General features: G+C 58.1%; 19 protein-coding genes. 14 read left to right on the top strand and 5 right to left on the bottom strand.

Going from position 1 to position 21,328, the window contains the following annotated elements; translation table 11 throughout:
* Window positions 1–64 precede the first annotated feature (64 nt).
* Both HV355_RS05410 and HV355_RS05405 read left to right on the top strand, forming a co-directional pair.
* Window positions 65–703 (top strand): DUF1007 family protein, encoded by a 639-nt coding sequence (locus tag HV355_RS05410; RefSeq protein ID WP_182401143.1) that lies wholly within the window; start codon window positions 65–67, stop codon window positions 701–703.
* A complete protein-coding gene (locus HV355_RS05405; protein WP_182401141.1) occupies window positions 694–1,674 on the top strand; it encodes a nickel/cobalt transporter in 981 nt (326 codons plus the stop codon). The genes HV355_RS05410 and HV355_RS05405 overlap by 10 nt, the downstream gene beginning before the upstream one ends.
* A 40-nt stretch (window positions 1,675–1,714) precedes the next feature.
* Here the strand turns inward: HV355_RS05405 and suhB are convergent, their stop codons facing one another.
* Window positions 1,715–2,518, bottom strand: coding sequence for an inositol-1-monophosphatase (gene suhB, locus HV355_RS05400; protein WP_010434013.1), 804 nt, complete (start codon window positions 2,516–2,518; stop codon window positions 1,715–1,717).
* Window positions 2,519–2,649: 131 nt separating this feature from the next.
* Here suhB and trmJ point away from each other — a divergent pair, with 131 nt between their 5' ends.
* From trmJ to sseB, 11 genes are all read left to right on the top strand, one after another.
* Window positions 2,650–3,375: a tRNA (cytosine(32)/uridine(32)-2'-O)-methyltransferase TrmJ gene (gene trmJ, locus HV355_RS05395; RefSeq protein WP_182401139.1), complete on the top strand. Its 726-nt coding sequence runs from the start codon at window positions 2,650–2,652 to the stop codon at window positions 3,373–3,375.
* Between the two features lie 231 nt (window positions 3,376–3,606).
* The gene (iscR, locus tag HV355_RS05390) at window positions 3,607–4,098 is read left to right on the top strand and encodes a Fe-S cluster assembly transcriptional regulator IscR (RefSeq protein ID WP_089597799.1); all 492 of its coding nucleotides are present in this window, start codon (window positions 3,607–3,609) and stop codon (window positions 4,096–4,098) included.
* Between the two features lie 117 nt (window positions 4,099–4,215).
* The gene (gene iscS, locus HV355_RS05385) at window positions 4,216–5,430 is read left to right on the top strand and encodes a cysteine desulfurase (protein WP_020883022.1); all 1,215 of its coding nucleotides are present in this window, start codon (window positions 4,216–4,218) and stop codon (window positions 5,428–5,430) included.
* Window positions 5,431–5,453: 23 nt separating this feature from the next.
* Entirely contained in the window at window positions 5,454–5,840 is a 387-nt protein-coding gene (gene iscU / locus HV355_RS05380; protein ID WP_003860661.1) for a Fe-S cluster assembly scaffold IscU, read from the top strand.
* A 13-nt stretch (window positions 5,841–5,853) separates the two neighbouring features.
* Window positions 5,854–6,177 (top strand): iron-sulfur cluster assembly protein IscA, encoded by a 324-nt coding sequence (gene iscA, locus HV355_RS05375; RefSeq protein WP_003860659.1) that lies wholly within the window; start codon window positions 5,854–5,856, stop codon window positions 6,175–6,177.
* Between the two features lie 79 nt (window positions 6,178–6,256).
* Window positions 6,257–6,772 carry a co-chaperone HscB gene (gene hscB, locus HV355_RS05370; protein WP_125915420.1) on the top strand — a complete coding sequence of 172 codons (516 nt, stop codon included), beginning with the start codon at window positions 6,257–6,259 and terminating at the stop codon, window positions 6,770–6,772.
* A gap of 14 nt (window positions 6,773–6,786) precedes the next feature.
* Window positions 6,787–8,637, top strand: coding sequence for a Fe-S protein assembly chaperone HscA (gene hscA, locus HV355_RS05365; protein ID WP_182401137.1), 1,851 nt, complete (start codon window positions 6,787–6,789; stop codon window positions 8,635–8,637).
* Between the two features lies 1 nt (window position 8,638).
* A complete protein-coding gene (gene fdx / locus HV355_RS05360; RefSeq protein ID WP_003860652.1) occupies window positions 8,639–8,974 on the top strand; it encodes an ISC system 2Fe-2S type ferredoxin in 336 nt (111 codons plus the stop codon).
* A 1-nt stretch (window position 8,975) separates the two neighbouring features.
* Window positions 8,976–9,176 carry a Fe-S cluster assembly protein IscX gene (gene iscX, locus HV355_RS05355; protein ID WP_003860650.1) on the top strand — a complete coding sequence of 67 codons (201 nt, stop codon included), beginning with the start codon at window positions 8,976–8,978 and terminating at the stop codon, window positions 9,174–9,176.
* Window positions 9,177–9,236: 60 nt separating this feature from the next.
* Window positions 9,237–10,523 carry an aminopeptidase PepB gene (gene pepB, locus HV355_RS05350; RefSeq protein WP_058685879.1) on the top strand — a complete coding sequence of 429 codons (1,287 nt, stop codon included), beginning with the start codon at window positions 9,237–9,239 and terminating at the stop codon, window positions 10,521–10,523.
* A 140-nt stretch (window positions 10,524–10,663) separates the two neighbouring features.
* Window positions 10,664–11,440 (top strand): enhanced serine sensitivity protein SseB, encoded by a 777-nt coding sequence (gene sseB / locus HV355_RS05345; RefSeq protein ID WP_182401135.1) that lies wholly within the window; start codon window positions 10,664–10,666, stop codon window positions 11,438–11,440.
* 17 nt (window positions 11,441–11,457) lie between these two features.
* Here sseB and HV355_RS05340 read toward each other — a convergent pair whose 3' ends face one another.
* The 4 genes from HV355_RS05340 to HV355_RS05325 all read right to left on the bottom strand — a co-directional run bounded on the left by HV355_RS05340 (window position 11,458) and on the right by HV355_RS05325 (window position 16,088).
* Window positions 11,458–12,228 (bottom strand): MurR/RpiR family transcriptional regulator, encoded by a 771-nt coding sequence (locus HV355_RS05340; RefSeq protein WP_120157697.1) that lies wholly within the window; start codon window positions 12,226–12,228, stop codon window positions 11,458–11,460.
* Window positions 12,228–13,073 (bottom strand): 3-mercaptopyruvate sulfurtransferase, encoded by an 846-nt coding sequence (gene sseA, locus HV355_RS05335; RefSeq protein ID WP_120157698.1) that lies wholly within the window; start codon window positions 13,071–13,073, stop codon window positions 12,228–12,230. Before sseA ends, HV355_RS05340 begins: the two co-directional genes overlap by 1 nt.
* A 90-nt stretch (window positions 13,074–13,163) precedes the next feature.
* Window positions 13,164–14,531, bottom strand: coding sequence for a 6-phospho-alpha-glucosidase (locus HV355_RS05330; RefSeq protein WP_042718127.1), 1,368 nt, complete (start codon window positions 14,529–14,531; stop codon window positions 13,164–13,166).
* A gap of 12 nt (window positions 14,532–14,543) precedes the next feature.
* Window positions 14,544–16,088 carry a PTS transporter subunit EIIC gene (locus HV355_RS05325; RefSeq protein WP_182401133.1) on the bottom strand — a complete coding sequence of 515 codons (1,545 nt, stop codon included), beginning with the start codon at window positions 16,086–16,088 and terminating at the stop codon, window positions 14,544–14,546.
* A gap of 286 nt (window positions 16,089–16,374) precedes the next feature.
* On the opposite strand from HV355_RS05325, the gene HV355_RS05320 reads away from it, so the two are divergent.
* A complete protein-coding gene (locus HV355_RS05320) occupies window positions 16,375–21,327 on the top strand; it encodes an alpha-2-macroglobulin (protein WP_182401131.1) in 4,953 nt (1,650 codons plus the stop codon).
* Window position 21,328 lies beyond the last annotated feature (1 nt).

The following is a 21,328-nucleotide window of genomic DNA, read 5'->3' as shown; positions in this document are numbered from 1 at the left end:
CGCCGGCAGGCCTTTCATTCAGGATTGCTGGGGAACATCACAGAATTTTTGACGTGAGGAATTGATGCAAATAGTTAAACAAAGCGCGATGGCGTTATTTTTGGCGGTTATCACCTTTGCCGTCAGCGCACATCCTCACAGTTTTATCAGCCTGAAAACCGAGCTTGTGACGGACGGCACGCAGCTCAGCGGCCTGAAAATGCGCTGGACGATGGATGAAATCACCTCGGCGGATCTGCTCTATGATGCGGGAAACGCAAAGCCTGGCGATGAGATCTGGAAAAAGCTGGCGGCAGAAGTGATGGCCAACGTGCTCGGTCAGCACTATTTCACCGAGTTCTGGCATAACGGACAAAAGGTCAAATTTCTTAACCGGCCCACGGAATACGGTATGACGCGAGACGGGCATCAGGCGGTGCTGACATTTATTCTCCCGCTGGCGCACCCTCAGCCGCTGGCAGGGCAAAAGTATCGTTTCTCCACCTTTGACCCCACCTACTATGTCGATATGAGCTACGCCGAGGACAGCGACGTGCAGCTTACGGCATCGCTACAAAAGAAATGCAAGCTTACCGTCCACACGCCAAAGCCCAGCGAAGAGACGCTGAACTTTGCGGTCTCTCTCGACAAAGAAGATGCGCCGCCGGAGGACATGGAGCTGGGTAAACAGTTTGCGCAGGAGGTGACGTTACAATGTCAGTGATCTCCTCTTCGCACCAAAAACCGCGCCGCTGGCTTCATCTCTGGCCGCTGGCGCTTTTTCTCCTGCTCGCCGTTTGCGGTTCGCTCTGGCTGTGGCAGGCCTGGCCGCAGGTGATGATGAAAAGCATCATCTGGCAGCGTGAAGTCAATCAACAGATGAGCGGGCTGCTGAAGGCGGTGGCGGAGAACCCGACAAAAGCGGGCGGTTCCCTGCTGGCGTTTAGCTTTATCTATGGTGTTCTGCACGCGCTGGGGCCGGGGCACGGCAAAATCGTCATCACCACCTGGCTTGCTACCCATCCCTCGAAGTTGAGATCGAGCATTGGCCTGACGCTGGCCTCCTCGCTGCTGCAGGGCGGCGTGGCGATTGCGCTTGTCGTGATAGTCCTTTCACTCTTACAGCTGCCTGCCCGTCAGCTACACATGAGCAGCTTCTGGCTTGAAAAAGGGAGCTATGCGCTGGTGGGCGTGCTGGGGCTGATCCTCTGCTGGCGGGCGCTCAAAAAGCTGCGCGTGCTGCTGCAAAAGCCGAAATTCAAGACCTTTACGCCGCACCACGTTCATGATGAAAACTGCGGATGCGGGCATCAGCATCTGCCCACGCAGGAACAATTACAGAACGGCGACGACTGGCGCGCGCGGCTGATGATTATTCTCTCGATGGGTATGCGCCCGTGCTCGGGGGCGATCATGGTGCTGCTGTTCAGTAAGGTAATCGGCGTGTTTGGCTGGGGAATGTTGTCCGCGCTGGCGATGGCGGCAGGAACGTCTCTCACCATTTCGTCTTTAGCGCTGCTGGTACACAGCTTCCGTCAGCTGGCGGTTAAACTCAGCGGCAATAAAACGCCGGTGCTGTGGCGACAGGTAGGGTGGACGACGCTTGCGCTGGCGGGCGGGGTGGTTCTGCTGGTGGCGGCGGTGACGATGTGGATGAGTGCGGTGCCGGCGGGGAGGGGATTGCGGCCGTTTTAGTTGGGATCCCCTCTCCCACAGGGAGAGGGAATTTTCGGCATTAGCGCTTCAGCGCATCGCTCAGTTCTTCACGCATGTTTGCCAGCATGGCTTTAACAACGCGTGGGTTACCTGCAACGATGTTGCCGGTGGTCATGTAGTTGTGGCCGCCGGTGAAATCGCAAACAATCGCGCCTGCTTCACGTGCGATCAGCTCGCCCGCCGCAAAGTCCCACGGCTTCAGTGACAGCTCGAAATAACCGTCAACGCGGCCGGTCGCAACGTAGGCCAGATCCAGCGCTGCAGAACCGGTACGACGGAAATCTGCGCATTCGGTGAACAGTTTGCCCAGGATATTCATATAGGTCGTCGCGTGCTGTTTCGCCTTGAACGGGAAACCGGTCGCCAGAATGGTGCCGTCCAGATCGCGTGCATTGCTGCAGCGCAGGCGGTAGCCGTTCAGCTGAGCGCCCTGACCGCGGGTAGCGGTGAACAGTTCGTTACGCATTGGATCGTAAACAACGGCGACTTCAGTACGACCTTTAATGCGTACTGCGATAGACACAGAGAAGTGTGGCAGGCGTTTGACGAAGTTGGTGGTGCCATCCAGTGGATCGATAACCCATTGAACATCCTGATCGGTACCTTCATGTTCACCGCTTTCTTCGGTGATGATGGTGTGCTGTGGGTAAGATTTGCGGATCGTTTCGATAATAATCGCTTCTGCGGCTTTATCGACGTTAGTCACGAAATCATTGCTGCCTTTCTGGCTGGTTTCTACGGAGTCTGGGGTTTCGTAGTGTTTGGCAATTACATTACCCGCCTTGCGCGCTGCGCGCACGGCGATGGTCAGCATCGGATGCATCGGTCTCTCTCACTGGATGTTAAAGAACAGGAAAATCGGCGCAGAGTATAGCAGCGGGATCGGATTATGTCTCCCGTTTATGATAATATGCCCGAATATTCTTCAGACACAGAATCCAGACATCTAAAATTATGCTGCAAAACATTCGAATCGTGCTGGTCGAAACATCGCACACCGGCAACATGGGCTCCGTTGCCCGCGCTATGAAAACCATGGGCTTAACGAACCTGTGGCTGGTTAACCCGCTGGTAAAACCAGACTCGCAGGCCATCGCCCTGGCGGCCGGTGCCAGCGACGTGATCGGCAACGCCCAGATCGTCGATACCCTTGATGAAGCCCTTGCCGGTTGCAGTCTCGTTGTCGGTACCAGCGCGCGCTCCCGCACGCTGCCGTGGCCGATGCTGGACCCGCGCGAATGCGGCCTGAAAAGTGTTTCAGAAGCGGAACAGGCCCCGGTTGCGCTGGTGTTTGGCCGTGAGCGCGTTGGCCTGACCAACGACGAGCTGCAGAAGTGCCACTATCACGTTGCCATCGCGGCGAACCCGGAATACAGCTCGCTGAACCTGGCGATGGCGGTGCAGGTTATCGCCTATGAAGTGCGTATGGCGTGGCTGGCGACGCAGGAGAAACCGGTCGAACCTAAAGAAGAGAGCGCCTACCCGCTGGTGGACGACCTTGAACGCTTCTACGGTCACCTGGAGCAGACGCTGCTCTCAACCGGCTTTATCCGTGAAGGCCACCCGGGCCAGGTGATGAACAAGCTGCGCCGTATGTTCACCCGCGCGCGTCCGGAAAGCCAGGAGCTGAACATCCTGCGCGGTATTCTGGCGTCGATTGAGCAGAAGAATAAAGAGTAGTGTCGTCTGTTCGCCGGGTGGCGCTGCGCTTACCCAGCCTACAAACCGTAGGTCGGGTAAGCGCAGCGCCACCCGACAAAAAACGGCACAGAAGGTTAAATACCTGACTAAAACAGTCAAGTAAATAGTTGACCATTTTAGTCAGGAATGTCAGACTTGGCCCAGCTATGCAATACCCCCATTTTACAATAAAAAACCCCGGGCAGGGGCGAGTTTGAGGTTAAGTAAGACATGAGACTGACATCTAAAGGGCGTTATGCCGTGACCGCGATGCTGGACGTTGCGCTCAACTCCGAAGCGGGCCCGGTTCCGTTGGCTGATATTTCTGAACGACAGGGGATCTCCCTCTCTTATCTGGAACAGCTGTTCTCCAGACTGCGTAAAAATGGACTGGTTTCCAGCGTTCGTGGCCCAGGCGGCGGCTATCTGCTGGGTAAAGACGCGGGCAGTATTGCAGTTGGCGAAGTGATCAGTGCCGTTGACGAATCCGTTGACGCGACCCGTTGCCAGGGTAAAGGCGGCTGCCAGGGCGGCGATAAGTGCCTGACCCACGCGCTGTGGCGCGATCTGAGCGACCGTCTGACCGGCTTCCTGAACAACATCACCCTGGGTGAACTGGTGAATAACCAGGAAGTTCTGGACGTATCGGGTCGTCAGCAAAGCCATGAATCACAACGCAGCACCCGCGCGCAAGACGCTATCGACGTCAAACTGCGCGCGTAATAAAAAGATAAGTATTTCAGAATCAGGCCGGGGCGGTCACGCCCCGTGTACTCGGTCGTACATCCAGCCGGTTGCCTGATTCCTTGCATTGAAGCGATGTACGGAGTTTAAAGAGCAATGAAATTACCGATTTATCTCGACTACTCCGCAACCACGCCGGTGGACCCGCGTGTTGCCGAGAAAATGATGCAGTGTCTGACCCTGGACGGAAACTTTGGTAACCCAGCTTCCCGTTCACACCGTTTTGGCTGGCATGCTGAAGAGGCGGTTGATATCGCCCGTAATCAGATTGCTGACCTGGTCGGTGCCGACCCGCGTGAAATTGTTTTCACCTCCGGTGCGACCGAATCCGACAACCTGGCGATCAAAGGTGCAGCCAACTTTTATCAGAAAAAAGGCAAGCACATCATCACCAGCAAAACCGAACACAAAGCCGTGCTGGACACCTGCCGTCAGCTGGAGCGTGAAGGGTTCGACGTGACTTACCTGGCGCCGCAGAGCAACGGGATCATCGACCTGAAAGAGCTCGAAGCGGCCATGCGTGATGACACCATTCTGGTATCCATCATGCACGTTAACAACGAAATCGGCGTCGTTCAGGACATCGCGACCATCGGTGAAATGTGCCGCGCGCGCGGTATCATCTACCACGTGGACGCGACCCAGAGCGTGGGCAAACTGCCTATCGACCTGAGCCAGCTGAAAGTGGACCTGATGTCCTTCTCCGGCCACAAAATCTATGGCCCGAAAGGGATCGGCGCGCTGTACGTTCGTCGTAAGCCACGTATCCGCATCGAAGCACAGATGCACGGCGGCGGTCATGAGCGCGGCATGCGTTCCGGTACGCTGCCTGTTCACCAGATCGTGGGCATGGGCGAAGCGTACCGCATCGCGAAAGAAGAGATGGAAACCGAGATGGCGCGCCTGCGCACGCTGCGTAACCGTCTGTGGGACGGCGTGAAGGATATGGAAGAAGTGTATCTGAACGGCGATCTCGAGCAGGGCGCACCGAACATCCTCAACGTCAGCTTCAACTATGTTGAAGGCGAATCGCTGATCATGGCGCTGAAAGACCTGGCCGTTTCTTCCGGTTCTGCCTGTACGTCTGCAAGCCTCGAGCCATCCTACGTGCTGCGCGCGCTGGGCATGACTGACGAGCTGGCACACAGCTCTATCCGTTTCTCTTTAGGTCGTTTCACTACCGAAGAAGAGATTGACTACACCATCAAGCTGGTTCGCAACTCCATCGGCCGTCTGCGCGACCTTTCTCCACTGTGGGAAATGTTCAAGCAGGGCGTGGATCTGAACAGCATTGAATGGTCACATCACTAATCGGTACATAAGGAGAATTCAACATGGCATACAGCGAAAAAGTCATCGATCATTACGAGAACCCGCGCAACGTTGGCTCATTTGACAACAGCGACGAATCTGTCGGTAGCGGCATGGTTGGCGCACCGGCGTGTGGCGACGTGATGAAGTTGCAGATTAAAGTCAACAATGAAGGTATCATTGAAGACGCGCGCTTCAAGACCTACGGCTGCGGTTCTGCTATCGCGTCCAGCTCCCTGGTGACCGAATGGGTGAAGGGCAAGTCTCTGGACGAAGCACAGGCAATCAAGAACACCGATATTGCTGAAGAACTCGAACTGCCACCGGTGAAAATTCACTGTTCAATTCTGGCAGAAGACGCGATCAAAGCCGCCATTGCGGACTATAAAAGCAAACGTGAAGCAAAATAATTGAGGTTTGAGTATGTCGATTACCCTTAGCGACAGCGCTGCCGCGCGAGTAAGCTCTTTTCTGGCGAACCGTGGTAAAGGCTTTGGCCTGCGACTGGGCGTACGTACCTCCGGCTGTTCTGGTATGGCTTACGTACTGGAGTTTGTTGATGAACCGGCGTCCGACGACACCGTGTTTGAAGACAAGGGCGTGAAGGTGGTGGTCGATGGCAAAAGCCTGCAATTCCTCAACGGCACTCAGCTGGACTTCGTCAAAGAAGGTCTGAACGAAGGGTTCAAATTTACGAACCCGAACGTTAAAGACGAGTGTGGTTGCGGCGAAAGCTTCCACGTTTAACCGCGCGTCATCCGAAACCCCACCGTGGCTTACCTGCTACGTGTGGGGTTTGTTCTAACAGGCTACCCCTGAGATTGTTATGGATTACTTCACTCTCTTCGGACTACCCGCTCAATACCCGATTGATCTGCAGGCGCTGACGATCCGTTTTCAGGATCTGCAGCGTCAGTACCACCCGGATAAATTCGCGAGCGGTACTCAGTCAGAGCAATTGGCTGCGGTCTCCCACTCTGCGACCATCAACCAGGCCTGGCAGACGCTGCGCCATCCGCTGAGCCGTGCCGAGTACCTGCTTTCACTGCACGGTTTCGACCTGGCGAGCGAACAGCATACCGTGCGCGACACCGCGTTTCTGATGGAGCAGCTGGAGCTTCGCGAAGAACTGGATGAGATTGAACAGGCCAAAGACGAAGCGCGTCTGGAAAGCTTCATCAAGCGCGTGAAGGGCATGTTCGATACCCGCCATCAGCAGATGGTGGAGCAACTGAACAACGAGACCTGGGACGTGGCGGCAGACACTGTGCGCAAACTCCGTTTTCTCGATAAACTGCGAAGCAGTGCTGAACAACTCGAAGAAAAGCTGCTCGATTTTTAATTTCGGAAGCAATTATGGCCTTATTACAAATTAGTGAGCCTGGCTTAAGTGCCGCACCGCACCAGCGTCGTCTGGCGGTGGGTATTGATCTGGGCACCACCAATTCCCTCGTGGCGACCGTGCGCAGCGGCCAGGCGGAAACGCTGGCTGACGAGCAGGGCCGCCATCTGCTGCCTTCCGTGGTCCACTACCAGCAGCAGGGTCACGCGGTTGGCTATGACGCCCGCGCCAACGCCGCGCGCGATCCGGCCAACACCATCAGCTCCGTAAAGCGCATGATGGGCCGCTCGCTGGCCGATATTCAGACCCGCTATCCGCATCTGCCGTACCAGCTGCAGGCCAGTGAAAACGGCCTGCCGATGATCGCGACGGCGGCCGGTCTGCTGAACCCGATCCGCGTGTCCGCTGACATCCTCAAAGCGCTGGCAGAGCGCGCGACCGCAACGCTCGGCGGCGATCTGGACGGCGTGGTTATTACCGTACCAGCCTACTTTGACGACGCACAGCGTCAGGGCACCAAAGACGCCGCGCGTCTGGCGGGCCTGCACGTGCTGCGACTGCTGAACGAACCGACGGCGGCGGCGATTGCCTACGGTCTCGACTCCGGTCAGGAAGGGGTGATTGCGGTTTACGATCTCGGCGGCGGCACCTTTGATATCTCCATCCTGCGCCTGAGCCGCGGGGTGTTTGAAGTGCTGGCGACCGGCGGGGATTCCGCGCTGGGCGGCGATGACTTCGACCATCTGCTGGCGGATTACATCCGCGAGCAGGCAGGCATCAGCGATCGCAGCGATGCGCGCGTACAGCGTGAACTGCTGGATGCGGCCATCGATGCCAAAATCGCCCTGAGCGATGCGCACACGGTTACCGTAAACGTTGCGGGCTGGCAGGGTGACATCACCCGCGACCAGTTCAGCGATCTGATTGCCCCGCTGGTGAAACGCACCCTGCTGGCCTGCCGTCGCGCATTGAAAGATGCGGGCGTTGAGGCGAACGAGGTGCTGGAAGTGGTCATGGTGGGCGGTTCGACCCGCGTGCCGCTGGTGCGCGAGCGCGTGGGCGAATTCTTTGGCCGCACGCCGCTGACCTCCATCGATCCGGATAAAGTGGTTGCCGTGGGCGCTGCAATCCAGGCCGATATCCTGGTCGGCAACAAGCCGGACAGTGAAATGCTGCTGCTGGACGTCATCCCGCTGTCGCTGGGGTTAGAAACCATGGGTGGCCTGGTGGAGAAAGTGATCCCGCGTAACACCACCATTCCGGTGGCGCGCGCGCAGGAGTTCACCACTTTCAAAGACGGCCAGACCGCGATGTCCATCCACGTGATGCAGGGCGAACGCGAGCTGGTGCAGGACTGCCGTTCACTGGCGCGCTTTGCGCTGCGCGGCATCCCGGCGCTGCCTGCGGGCGGGGCGCATATTCGCGTCACCTTCCAGGTGGATGCGGACGGTCTGCTGAGCGTGACGGCGATGGAAAAATCCACCGGCGTGGAATCGTCCATTCAGGTGAAGCCGTCCTACGGCCTTACCGATGGCGAAATCGCCTCCATGATTCAGGACTCAATGAGCTACGCCGAGCAGGATGTGAAGGCGCGTATGCTGGCTGAACAAAAAGTTGAAGCCGCACGCGTGCTGGAAAGCCTTAACGGCGCGCTCGCTGCCGATGCCGCGCTGTTAAGCGCCGCTGAGCGTCAGGTGATTGACGATGCTGCCGCGCGCTTGAGCGCAGTGGCCGAAGGCAATGACGCTGACGCAATAGAAGAAGCCATTAAAAACGTTGATAAACAAACCCAGGACTTTGCTGCTCGCCGCATGGACAAATCTGTCCGCGTCGCGCTGAAAGGCCAGTCCGTGGACGAGGTTTAATATGCCAAAGATTGTAATTTTGCCTCATGCGGACCTCTGTCCGGATGGCGCTGTTCTGGAAGCGAAGACCGGTGAAACCATTCTCGATGTTGCCCTGCGTGCAGGTATCGAAGTGGAACACGCCTGTGAAAAATCCTGTGCCTGCACCACCTGCCACTGCATCGTGCGTGAAGGTTTCGACTCTCTCGCTGAGAGCACCGAAGACGAAGACGACATGCTGGATAAAGCATGGGGTCTGGAGCCTGACAGCCGCCTGAGCTGCCAGGCCGCGGTGACCGATGAAGATCTGGTCGTGGAATTCCCACGCTACACCATCAACCACGCACGCGAGCATTGATATGGGACTGAAGTGGACAGACAGCCGTGAAATCGGCGAAGCGCTCTACGACGCGAACCCGGATCTCGATCCGAAGACCGTACGATTCACCGACATGCACCAGTGGATCTGCGATTTAGAGGATTTCGACGATGATCCAAACGCATCCAATGAAAAAATTCTGGAGGCGATTCTGTTAGTCTGGTTAGATGAAGCAGAATAAAAAACATAACGGGCTGCCTTCAGGCGGCCCGTTTGCTAGTTGCTAATAAGGAAAAATAAAATGACCGAAGCGATGAAGATTACGCTCTCTACGCAGCCAGCCGATGCGCGCTGGGGCGAGAAAGCCACCTACAGCATTAACAACGACGGCATTACCCTGCACCTGACGGGCAACGATGATTTGGGCCTGATCCAGCGCGCCGCGCGTAAAATTGACGGCCTGGGGATTAAACACGTCTCTCTGGAAGGCGAAGGCTGGGACACCGACCGCAGTTGGGCATTCTGGGCAGGCTACAAAGGCCCGAAAGGCACCCGTAAAATCGAGTGGGCTAACCTTGATGAAGCCGGTCAGAAAGAGCTGGAAAGCCGCCTGCAAATCATCGACTGGGTGCGCGACACCATCAACGCCCCGGCGGAAGAGTTAGGCCCTGAGCAGCTGGCGCAGCGCGCGGTTGACCTGCTGTGCGGCGTGGCGGGCGAGAAAATGTCCTACCGCATCACCAAAGGTGAAGACCTTCGCGAACAGAACTACATGGGCATCCACACCGTGGGCCGTGGTTCTGAGCGTCCTCCGGTCCTGCTGGCGCTGGATTACAACCCAACCGGCGATAAAGAAGCGCCGGTCTTTGCCTGTCTGGTCGGGAAAGGCATTACCTTCGACACCGGCGGCTACAGCCTGAAGCAGAGCGCGTTCATGGACTCCATGAAGTCCGACATGGGCGGCGCGGCAACCATCACCGGCGCGCTGGCGTTTGCGATTACCCGCGGTCTGAACAAGCGCGTGAAGCTCTACCTGTGCTGCGCGGACAACATGGTGAGCGGTAACGCCTTCAAGCTGGGCGACATCATTCGCTATCGCAACGGCAAAAACGTCGAAGTGATGAACACCGACGCCGAAGGCCGCCTGGTGTTGGCTGATGGCCTGATCGACGCATCTGCCCAGAAGCCAGAGTTGATTATCGACATGGCGACCCTGACCGGGGCGGCGAAAACGGCGCTGGGTAACGACTACCACGCGCTGTTCAGCTTCGACGACAAGCTCGCTGCCCGCCTGCTGGCAAGCGCTGCTGCGGAAAACGAGCCGTTCTGGCGTCTGCCGCTGGCCGAGTTCCACCGCAGCCAGCTGCCGTCCAACTTTGCCGAGCTGAACAACACCGCGAGCGCGGCGTACCCGGCGGGTGCAAGCACCGCAGCAGGCTTCCTGTCCCACTTCGTTGAGAACTACCACGAGGGCTGGCTGCACATTGACTGCTCCGCGACGTACCGTAAAGCGGCGGTTGAGCAGTGGTCCGCGGGCGCGACCGGTCTGGGCGTGCGTACCGTGGCGAACCTGCTGACGGCTGAGTAATCTTTTTGCCGGGTGGCGCTACGCTTACGCGCGCCTTCGGAGTCATCATATTGCCCGGCGGCGCTGCGCTTGCACGGGCCTACGGTTTTGTAGGCCGGGTAAGCGAAGCGCCACCCGGCGTTTTTTGAAGTAGCCAAACTATGTCAGAAACCAAAAACGAATTAGAAACCCTGCTGGAGCAGGCGGCGACCGAGCCCGCCCACCGTCCGGCATTTTTCCGCACGCTGCTGGAATCCACCGTCTGGGTGCCGGGCGCCGCGGCGGAAGGTGAGCAGGTCGTAGAAGACAGCGCGCTGGATCTGCTGCACTGGGAAAAAGACGACGGCACCTCGGTGATCCCGTTCTTTACCTCACTGGAAGCCCTGCAGGAAGCGGTAGAAGAAGAACAGGCGTTCGTGGTGATGCCGGTACGTACCCTGTTTGAAATGACGCTGGGGCAGACGCTGTTCCTCAACGCTAAATTGCCGACCGGGAAAGAGTTCACGCCGCGTGAAATCAGCCACCTGATGGGCGAAGAAGGTAACCCGCTCAGCACTCAGGAAGTGCTGGAAGGGGGCGAAACGCTGCTGCTGTCTGAAGTGGCTGAACCACCCGCGCAGATGATCGATTCGCTGACCACGCTGTTCAAAACGCTCAAGCCCGTCAGGCGCGCGTTCCTCTGCTCTATTAAAGAGCGCGCGGACGAGCATCCGGTATTGCTGATTGGTATTGAGGCGGACGGCGATATCGAGGATATCATTCAGGCGGCGGGAAGCGTGGCGACCGACACGCTGCCGGGCGATGAGCCGATCGATATCTGCCAGGTGAAGAACGGTGAGAAGGGCATCAGCCATTTTATTACCGAGCACATCACGCCGTTCTACGAGCGTCGCTGGGGCGGTTTCCTGCGCGATCTCAAAACTAACCGCATCATCTGATTACGGCGGGGTGGATATCACCCCGTTGCTTCCAGCAGCAGTAAATCCATCAGCAGCACCAGATTCGACTCAAACGACGTCACCCCCGCGGCTTCGGCGGCGAAGTGTACCGCTTCGTCATAGAGGGCAAAGTGCACGTCCGACATCCCCGCCAGCGTATTGGCCGAGGCGCGGGTAAAGGCAACGATTGTCATGCCGACGTTTTTGGCAATCCGCGCTTTATCCAGCACCTGCTCCGTTTCGCCGCTGCGCGAGACGGCAATAAAAACCTGATAGCGTGCGGCGTTGCTGAGGAAAATATTCCGGCTGTCTCCCGGCCCGGAGATAAACGCCGTTTTGCCCAGTACCTGCAGCTTCTTGGTCAGGTACTCCGCAAACAGATAAGAAAAACCGGCGCCGTAGAGAAAGAAGCTCTCTTTCTGGCGCAGCAGGTTGGCAAACTGCTGGCGCTTCTCCTGCGTGGCCCACCGGAAGGTGTGCTGATAGTTGGCAATAAACTGATTAAAAAGCGCCGGCAGCTCAGGACGCGACTGCCCCTGAACGGCAATGTGCGGCGTGTCGGAGAGCAGCTGTTTGCAATGCCAGATAAACTCGCTAAAGCCGCTGAACCCCAGCTTCTGACACAGCCGCATGATGGTGGCGGTCGAAACAAACGTCGCCTGCGCCAGTTCGCGTACCGTGATGTTGCCCACCAGCAGCGGATGCTCCGTGAGGTGGGCGAGGACGCGATACTCCGCGCGGGTCAGCGATGCCCCGCGCGTTAACAGCGTGGCCAGGCGGTTATCCATTATTTCGCGGGTTCGACAGGCAGATCGTCCCGCGCACCCCATTCGCTCCAGGCGCCGTCGTAAAGCGTGACGTCGTTCGCGCCGAGCGTGGCGAGTGCCAGGATCACTACGCAGGCCGTTACGCCGGAGCCACAGCTGGCAATAATCGGACGATGTAAATCCACGCCTGCACGGTCAAAAATGGCGCGCAGCTCGTCGGTGGTTTTCAGCTCGCCCTCAAACACCAGATCGCCCCACGGCACGTTCAGCGCGCCCGGAATATGTCCGCGCTTCAGCCCCGGACGCGGTTCATCCGCTTCGGCATTAAAGCGTGGAGCAGGACGGGCATCGACGATTTGCGCCGTTTTTTCATGGCTCACGACCAGCACGTCGGTCAGGCGTTTCACCACGTGCGCGTCGAACGTGGCATCGAATTCGCCTTCCGGCAGCGTCATGTCGCCCTGCTGAAGCGGCAGGTCGTCGCGCTTCCAGCCCGCAAGCCCGCCCGCCAGAATCGACACTTTTTCCACGCCGAAGTTTTTCAGCATCCACCACGCCCGCGGGGCGGAGAAGAGGTTACCCTCATCGTAAACAACGAGGTGTTTGTCTTTGCTGACGCCCAGCTCGCGCATCGCCACGGAAAATGCTTCCGGGCGCGGCAGCATGTGCGGCAGGGGAGAGGTGTGGTCGGAGAGGGCTTCGATATCAAAAAATACCGCGCCAGGAATATGTCCGGCACGGTATTCACCGGGCACGTCGCGATGTTCTTGCCCTGGCGGGGCCATACGCGCGTCAATAATTTGAACTTCCGGATCGTCGCCGTGCTCAATCAGCCAGTCGGCGGCGACGAAATATGAGGTGGACATGGGTTGCCTCCATTCTTTTCCGTAAAAAAGGATTGTCGGTGTTTTTTCTGACACCGACAAGCAAACCACGTTCAACTCGCGAGCAAGCCCCTATTTTTTCACCGTTTCGCCGTCCTGCCAGGCTTTTTGCAGCGCAGGCCAGTAGTCGCGGTTGGCTTCAATCATCTCATCCAGAATCGCTTTCGCGTGCTCCATGGTCGGCACGGTGCGGTTGAGGGTGAACGCCTGCAGCGCTTTCTCATAGCTGCCCTCGATGGTCGCCTCCACCAGCAGCTGTTCCGAGGCGAGCTGCTGTTGCAAAAGGGTCTGATGGAACAGCGGCACCTGACCGACGCGAATCGGTTCCGGGCCTTCGGAGGTGATATAAGCGGGCACTTCCACCACGGCATCGTAAGGCAGGTTGGTAATCGCGCCGCGGTTTTCCACCATCACCAGATGACGGCTACGCAGGTTAAAGGCCAGCGAGCAGGCGACATCGACGATAAACTCGCCGTGGACGCCCACGTGGAAGGCATCCGGCAGGATCCCGGTGCGCTTATACTCTTCGGCGGCGGCGAACAGTTTTTTCTCGCGCCCGTCCATCACTTCATTGGCGCGGGTATAGTCCGGGTTCTGATGCTCCACAATCTGGTTTGGCATCAGGTAGTACTGTAGATACGGGTTCGGCAGGTACTCCGGGAAGTTATCCATAATCGGCTTGATGTTGCGCCAGGTTTTTACCCATGACGGATCCGAATGCTGCGGGTCGGTTTTGGCCGCGTCTTCCGTCAGCAGGCCAAACTTCGCGATATGTTTACGCAGCTCTGGAAGCTTATCTTCGCCGTCCACCAGCACGCGGGTAAACCAGCCGAAGTGGTTCAGGCCGAAGTAGTCGACTTCGAGCTTGCGGCGATCGACGCCCAGAATGGCGCCCATATTGCGCATGGCAGCCACCGGCATATCGCAGATGTTCAGCACCCGCGCATTTGGGCGCAGACGCCGCACGCCCTCCGCGACGATCGCCGCCGGGTTGGAGTAGTTCACGATCCAGGCTTTCTCGTGCGCGTAGCGATCGACAAGATCGATAAGCTCGACCATCGGCAGGATCGTGCGCAGCCCGTACGCCAGCCCGCCGGGTCCGCAGGTCTCCTGCCCGACCACGCCGTGACGCAGCGGGATCTTTTCATCCTGCTCGCGCATCTTGTACTGGCCGACGCGCATCTGGGCGAAGACAAAATGTGCGCCGCTGAAGGCCACTTCCGGGTCACTGGTGACGGTAAATTTGATGCTCTGACTGTGGTCGCGAATAACCTTCTCGACAACGGGCGCAATGGTGTTCTGACGCGCCTCGTCGATATCGTAAAGGCGAATTTCAGCCAGCGGGAAATCCTGCAGGCGCACCATCAGGCTTTTCACAATACCCGGCGTGTAGGTGCTACCGCCGCCGGCAATCGACAGGATAAATGGGGGTGTAAACATCTTTAGCTCCTTTCAGAGAAACGTCTCAACGGCTTCTCGCATTTTTTTGACGTGCAGCCCGTAGACCACCTGAACGTTGTTACCTTGTTTGATAATCCCTTTCGCGCCGGTCGCCTTCAGGCGCGGCTCGTCGATGATGGCGACATCCTTCACCGTGACGCGTAAGCGGGTGTAGCAGTTATCCACCACTTCAATGTTTTCCCGGCCGCCCAGCCCCACCACGATGGACTCGCCCAGCCCGTCGTTATTGCCTTTGGCCTGGTACTCCTGCTTGGTGTACAGACGCGTCTCCTTATCGTCATCCTCACGGCCCGGCGTCTTCATGTTGAAGCGCAGGATCAGGAAGCGGAACACCACAAAGTAGAGGGCGAACATGATCAGCCCGACCAGGAGGTACATCGGCCAGTTGGACTTCTCCGTGCCGAGCGGCAGGTTGTAAAGGATGAAGTCGATAATCCCGTTGGCGCCGATGGCGTGAACGCCCAGCAGCGAGAACAGCATCATGCCGATGCCGGTCAGCACCGCGTGCACCACGAAGAGCAGTGGGGCGACAAACAGGAAGGAGAACTCAATCGGCTCGGTCACGCCGACCAGCAGCGAGGTCAGCGCCGCCGGGATCAAAATGGCTTTCGCAATGGCTTTACGCTCCGGCTTCGCGGTCATGTACATCGCCAGCGCGGCGGCAGGCAGGCCGAACATCTTGCTGATGCCGCGCGCATCCCACACCACGGTGCTGCTGAGCTGCTTCACGTCCGGGCAGGCCATCTCGGCAAAGTAGATATTGCGCGCGCCCTGATAGGTTGCGCCGCAAACCTCCTGCGTGCCGCCCAGCTCGGTATAGAGGAACGGCGTATAAACCAGATGGTGCAGGCCGGTGGGGACCAGAATGCGTTCCAGGAAACCGTAGATTGCTACGCCAAACGGCCCGGAGCCTTTAATGGCCAGCGCCAGGGCGCTAATGCCGTGCTGGGCAAACGGCCACAATTCGCTCATCACCACGCCGAGCAGCATGGAGACGGGGAGCATGACGATAGCGACAAAACAGTGGCCGGAGTAAATCGCCATCGCGCCGTTAAACTGCACGCCGGAGTATTTGTTGTAGAGATACCCGGAGAGCGCGCCGGTCAGGATCCCGGCGAACACGCCCATCTCCAGCACCTGCACGCCCAGCACCATGGTCTGTCCAGCCGCTTTCATCTGCTCGGCAGGCGCAAGCGCGCCCTGTAGCTGCAGCGTGACGTTCATGGCGTTGATGAACACCACAAAGGTCACCAGCCCAATCAGCGCGGCATAGCCTTTATCGCGCGTCGCCAGACCAATCGGGATACCGACGGCAAATACCAGTGCCAGGTTAACCAGTACCGATACGGCAGATTTCGCGATGAGCTGGCCGATATTCTGAATCAGAGGATGGCCAAGAAACGGCAGGTACTCGGCAAGATTGCCGTTACCCAGCACGTTACCAAAGGCGATAAAAAGACCGACAATCGGTAAGATAAGTACCGGTCCGTACAATGATTTTCCGAAATTTTGTAGGGCGTTCACGGCTCGTTTCATGGCTTTCTCTCTTATTGAACCGCGCACTCGGGGTGCGTCATGGTCATAAAACTAGCAGTCTTCAGCCGTGCTTATCCAGCTATCTTCTTGTTTTAAAAACAAATGACGTGAAAGGTAACATGTGACGTTATGTGCTGTGATCGCGGATCCATCACGGCGTAGCGGCGTGATGCCATTCTGCGAGGCGCTTTCAAGATTCTAAAATTGGACTTTTTGAATTAATGAAACTTGCGGATAATACTTATCCGGACGACGACCAACAGGCTCCATGGGCCAGGGACAAAGGATGAAACCGTTTCGCTTAGCCGCGCTCTCTCTTGCGCTGCTTACCACGTTTACGCTTGTCGGCTGTGATAACAGCGACGATAAATCTCAGGCTGCGGCTCCCGCGGCATCCACCGCATCAACACCGAAAGCCGCGGAAAAGCCCAATGCTGAAACGCTGGCTAAACTGGCCGCCCAGAGTCAGGGAAAAGCGCTGACGTTGCTGGATACCTCTGAAGTTCAGCTCGACGGTGCCGCCACACTGGTGCTGACCTTTTCTGTTCCGCTGAATCCCGATCAGGATTTCGCGAAAACCGTGCATGTCGTGGATAAGAAAAGCGGCAAGGTTGACGGGGCGTGGGAACTTGCGCCTAACCTGAAAGAGCTTCGACTGCGCCATCTGGAGCCTAACCGCAGCCTGGTCGTCACCGTTGAACGCGGCCTGCAGGCGCTGAATAAAGCGACCTTTGGCATCGATTATGAAAAAGCCTTAACCACCCGGGATGTCGAACCGACGGTCGGTTTTGCCAGCCGCGGCTCACTGCTGCCGGGTAAAGTGGTGGAAGGCCTGCCGGTGATGGCGCTCAACGTTAACAACGTGGACGTGAACTTCTACCGCGTGAAGCCGGAGTCGTTAGCTTCCTTTGTCAGCCAGTGGGAATACCGCAATTCTCTAACCAACTGGGAATCCGATAACCTGCTGAAGATGGCGGAACTGGTTTACACCGGTCGATTCGACCTTAATCCGGCGCGCAATACGCGCGAAAAATTGCTGTTGCCCCTGAAGGATATTAAACCACTCCAGCAGTCTGGCGTTTATATCGCGGTCATGAACCAGGCAGGGCACTACAACTACAGCAACGCCGCAACGCTCTTTACCCTGAGCGATATCGGCTTGTCCGCTCACCGCTATCACAACCGCCTGGACATCTTCACTCAGAGCCTGGAAAACGGTGCGGCGCAGTCCGGCGTGTCCGTTACGCTGCTGAATGACAAAGGCCAGACGCTTGCCGAGGCGAACAGCGATTCCGACGGTCATGCGAAACTTGAAACCGACAAAGAAGCCGCGCTGATCCTGGCCAGCAAAGACGGCCAGACCACGCTGCTTGACCTCAAGCTGCCTGCGCTCGACCTGGCGGAGTTCGACATCGCAGGGAGCCCTGGCTACAGCAAGCAATTCTTTATGTTTGGCCCACGCGATCTTTATCGCCCGGGCGAAACGGTGATCCTCAACGGTCTGCTGCGCGACAGCGACGGAAAACCGCTTCCCGATCAGCCTGTGAAGCTTGACGTGCTGCGTCCGGATGGACAGGTCGCGCGTACGATTGTCGTCAAGCCAGAAAACGGACTCTATCGTTTTAACTATCCGCTGGACAGCGGGGCACAGACCGGTATGTGGCATATTCGCGCTAACACCGGCGACAACCTGCAGCGGCTGTGGGACTTCAACGTTGAAGACTTCATGCCGGAGCGTATGGCGCTCAACCTGACCGGGCAAAAAGCCCCAGTATCACAGCAAGATAATGTCGACTTTAACGTGGTGGGGTACTACCTGTACGGCGCGCCAGCTAATGGCAATTCGCTGCAGGGCCAGCTGTACCTGCGTCCGCTGCGTGAGGCGGTGGCTACGCTGCCGGGCTTCCAGTTTGGCGATATCGCCGAGGAAAACCTGAGCCGCAGCCTGGATGAAGTACAGCTTACGCTCGACGAGCAGGGGCGTGGACAGGTCAGCACCGAAAGCCAGTGGAAAGAGGTACACTCTCCGCTGCAGCTGATCCTGCAGGCCAGCCTGCTGGAGTCCGGCGGCCGTCCGGTAACGCGTCGCGCTGAGCAGGCCATCTGGCCTGCGGCTGAGCTGCCGGGTATTCGCCCTCAGTTCGCCAGTAAAGCCGTTTACGACTACCGCACCGATACCACCGTCAACCAGCCGATTGTGGATGAAAACGGCAACGCCAGCTTCGATATCGTTTACGCTGATGCCAGCGGCGCGAAAAAAGCGGTTTCCGGGTTACAGGTTCGCCTGATCCGCGAACGCCGGGACTATTACTGGAACTGGTCGGAGAGCGATGGCTGGCAGTCTCAGTTCGATCAGAAAGACCTGGTTGAAGGTGAGCAGGAGCTGACGCTCAAGGCCGATGAGACGGGTAAAGTCACCTTCCCGGTGGAGTGGGGCTCATACCGTCTGGAAGTTAAAGCGCCTGATGAGATGGTCAGCAGCGTACGTTTCTGGGCAGGGTATAGCTGGCAGGATAACAGCGACGGCACCGGGGCTGCGCGCCCTGACCGCGTGACGCTGAAACTGGATAAGCCAGCCTATCAGCCTGGCGACACCATCAACCTGCACATTGCCGCGCCGGCCGCAGGTAAGGGTTATGCGATGATCGAGTCCAGCGAAGGACCGCTGTGGTGGAAAGAGATCGACGTACCGGCAAACGGGCTGGATCTCTCCATTCCGGTAGATAAAGCCTGGAAACGTCACGATCTCTACCTCAGCACGCTGGTGGTTCGTCCTGGCGATAAATCCAAATCCGCCACGCCGAAACGCGCGGTAGGTCTGCTGCATCTGCCGATGGGTGACGAAAATCGCCGTCTGAATATTGCGCTGGATACTCCGCAGAAAATGCGTCCGAACCAGACGCTCTCTGTGAAAGTGAAAGCCAGCGTGAAAGAGGGGGCTGTGCCGCAGAAAGTGAACGTCCTGGTCTCGGCGGTGGATAGCGGCGTGTTGAACATCACCGATTACGTTACGCCCGATCCGTGGCAGGCTTTCTTCGGCCAGAAGCGCTACGGCGCGGATATCTACGATATCTACGGCCAGGTTATTGAAGGGCAGGGACGTATGGCCGCGCTGCGCTTCGGTGGTGATGGAGATGAACTCAAGCGCGGCGGCAAACCGCCGGTGAACCACGTCACCATTATTGCCCAGCAGGCACTGCCGGTCACGCTGGATGCCAACGGGGAGGGCACTGTTACGCTGCCGATTGGGGACTTCAACGGTGAGCTGCGCCTGATGGCGCAAGCCTGGACGGAAGACGATTTCGGCAGCAGTGAAAGTAAGGTGGTTGTCGCCGCGCCGATCATTACCGAGCTGAACACGCCACGCTTCCTGGCAAGCGGCGATACCTCGCGGCTGACGCTGGATCTGACTAACCTGACCGACCAACCGCAAACGCTGAACGTGGCCTTAACCACAACGGGTAAAGTGTCGCTGGAAGGCTCGCAGCCGCAGCCGGTTCAACTGCCTCCGGGGGCGCGCAGTACGATGTTTATTCCGGTGCGTGCGCTGGAGGGCTATGGTGACGGAGAGGTGACGGCTCAGGTGACCGGTCTGCAGCTTCCGGAGGAAACTTTCGCACCGCAGCAGAAGAGCTGGAAAATCGGCGTGCGTCCTGCATTCCCGGCGCAGACGGTAAACACTGGCGCGATGTTGAACCCAGGTGAGTCCTGGATTGCACCGGCGCAACATAGCAACGGTTTCTCGCCTGCAACGCTGCAGGGACAACTGCTGCTGAGCGGCAAACCGCCATTGAACCTGGCGCGCTACATTCGCGAACTTCAGGCCTACCCGTACGGATGCCTGGAACAAACCACCAGTGGCCTGTTCCCGTCGCTCTATACCAACGCGGCGCAGCTGTCGGCGCTTGGCATTAAGGGTGATACGGACGATAAACGCCGTGCAGCGATCGATATTGGTATTTCCCGTCTGCTGCAAATGCAGCGTGACGACGGTGGTTTCGCCCTGTGGGATAAAAATGGTCCGGAAGAGTACTGGCTGACGGCCTACGTGACCGACTTCCTGGTGCGTGCGGGCGAGCAGGGTTACAGCGTACCCGCCGATGCAGTGAATAACGCCAATAGCCGCCTGCTGCGCTATCTGCAGGATCCGGGCATGATGTCCATTCGCTATAGCGATGATACTCAGGCCAGCAAGTTCGCCGTGCAGGCCTATGCCGCGCTGGTGCTGGCACGTCAGCAAAAAGCGCCGCTGGGCGCGCTGCGTGAAATCTGGGATCGCCACGGTCAGGCGGCTTCCGGGCTGCCGTTGATGCAGCTGGGCATGGCGCTCAAACTGATGGGCGACGCCCCACGCAGCCAGCAAGCGCTGGATCTGGCGCTTAAAACACCGCGCAACGACAGCAAAAACTGGATGGCCGATTACGGCAGCCAGCTTCGCGATAACGCGCTGATGCTCTCCCTGCTGGAAGAGTACAAATTGCTGCCGGAAGCACAAAACGCTCTGCTCAATACTTTATCTGAAGAAGCGTTCAGCCAACGCTGGCTGTCAACCCAGGAGAGCAATGCGCTGTTCCTGGCAGGACGTTCGCTGCAAACCTTGTCTGGTGCGTGGCAGGCAACGACCAGTCTTTCAGAACAAGCGCTGAGCGGCGATAAATCGCAGGTGCAAAACGTCAACGGTGACCAGCTTGGCGCGCTGGAGGTGACTAACACCGGTACAGCGCCGATGTGGGTGCGCCTCGACAGCACCGGTTACCCGGAATATGCGCCTCAGCCAACGTCTAACGTGCTGCAGGTTGAACGCCATATCCTGGCAACCGACGGCAGCAGCAAGTCACTCTCTTCACTGAAGAGCGGTGAGCTGGTGCTGGTGTGGCTGGAAGTGAAGGCCAGCCAGAACGTGCCGGATGCGCTGGTGGTCGATCTGCTCCCGGCAGGTCTGGAGCTGGAAAACCAAAACCTGGCGAACAGCAGTGCCAGCCTGCAGGACAGCGGCAGTGAGGTCCAGAACCTGCTCAGCCAGATGCAGCAGGCGGATATTCAGCATATGGAATTCCGCGATGACCGCTTTGTGGCTGCCGTGCCGGTAAATGAAGGTCAGCCGGTCACGCTGGTCTATCTGGCGCGTGCCGTGACGCCGGGTACCTACCAGGTGCCGGTGCCGATGGTGGAGTCTATGTACGTTCCGCAGTGGCGGGCAACGGGTGCAGCCAGCGGCCCGCTGATTGTTGTTCCGTAAT

The organism is Enterobacter sp. RHBSTW-01064 (assembly GCF_014103035.1).
GTDB lineage: Bacteria > Pseudomonadota > Gammaproteobacteria > Enterobacterales > Enterobacteriaceae > Enterobacter > Enterobacter mori.
The sequence above is the reverse complement of the archived record's forward strand: the minus strand, read 5'-3'. Positions and strand labels throughout refer to the sequence as shown.